Origin of the sequence: Neobacillus sp. 204 (assembly GCF_046562815.1) — a bacterium.
Lineage (GTDB): Bacteria > Bacillota > Bacilli > Bacillales > Cytobacillaceae > Neobacillus.
In genome coordinates this window covers 1-1,310 of sequence record NZ_JBJORY010000046.1, presented here as the reverse complement: position 1 = coordinate 1,310, position 1,310 = coordinate 1, and the positions used below count along the sequence as shown (strand labels likewise).

1 rRNA gene is annotated in these 1,310 nt (G+C 52.1%); it reads left to right on the top strand.

Features of this window, described 5'->3' with window-relative positions:
* A 23S ribosomal RNA gene (locus ACJ004_RS29995) occupies window positions 1-1,310 on the top strand; the annotation flags it as partial.

Here is a 1,310-nt window from a genome sequence, read left to right as displayed (position 1 = left end):
GGGTGATGGCGTGCCTTTTGTAGAATGAACCGGCGAGTTACGATCCCATGCAAGGTTAAGTTGAAGAGACGGAGCCGCAGCGAAAGCGAGTCTGAATAGGGCGTATGAGTATGTGGTCGTAGACCCGAAACCAGGTGATCTACCCATGTCCAGGGTGAAGTCCAGGTAACACTGGATGGAGGCCCGAACCCACGCACGTTGAAAAGTGCGGGGATGAGGTGTGGGTAGCGGAGAAATTCCAATCGAACTTGGAGATAGCTGGTTCTCTCCGAAATAGCTTTAGGGCTAGCCTCACGTAGTAAGAGTCTTGGAGGTAGAGCACTGTTTGGACTAGGGGCCCTCATCGGGTTACCGAATTCAGACAAACTCCGAATGCCAAAGACTTATCCGTGGGAGTCAGACTGCGAGTGATAAGATCCGTAGTCAAAAGGGAAACAGCCCAGACCACCAGCTAAGGTCCCAAAGTATACGTTAAGTGGAAAAGGATGTGGAGTTGCTTAGACAACCAGGATGTTGGCTTAGAAGCAGCCACCATTTAAAGAGTGCGTAATAGCTCACTGGTCGAGTGACTCTGCGCCGAAAATGTACCGGGGCTAAACGTATCACCGAAGCTGTGGATTGACATCTACGATGTCAGTGGTAGGAGAGCGTTCTAAGGGCGTTGAAGCTAGACCGTAAGGACTGGTGGAGCGCTTAGAAGTGAGAATGCCGGTATGAGTAGCGAAAGATGAGTGAGAATCTCATCCACCGAATGCCTAAGGTTTCCTGAGGAAGGCTCGTCCGCTCAGGGTTAGTCGGGACCTAAGCCGAGGCCGAAAGGCGTAGGCGATGGACAACAGGTTGATATTCCTGTACCACCTCTTTATCGTTTGAGCAATGGGGGGACGCAGGAGGATAGGGTAAGCGCGCTGTTGGATATGCGCGTCTAAGCAGTTAGGCTGAGAAGTAGGCAAATCCGCTTCTCGTGAAGGCTGAGCTGTGATAGCGAGGGAAATTTAGTACCGAAGTTCCTGATTCCACACTGCCAAGAAAAGCCTCTAGCGAGATAAAAGGTGCCCGTACCGCAAACCGACACAGGTAGGCGAGGAGAGAATCCTAAGGTGAGCGAGAGAACTCTCGTTAAGGAACTCGGCAAAATGACCCCGTAACTTCGGGAGAAGGGGTGCTTTTTGAGGTGAATAGCCTCGAAGAGCCGCAGTGAATAGGCCCAGGCGACTGTTTAGCAAAAACACAGGTCTCTGCGAAGCCGCAAGGCGAAGTATAGGGGCTGACGCCTGCCCGGTGCTGGAAGGTTAAGAGGAGGGGTTAGC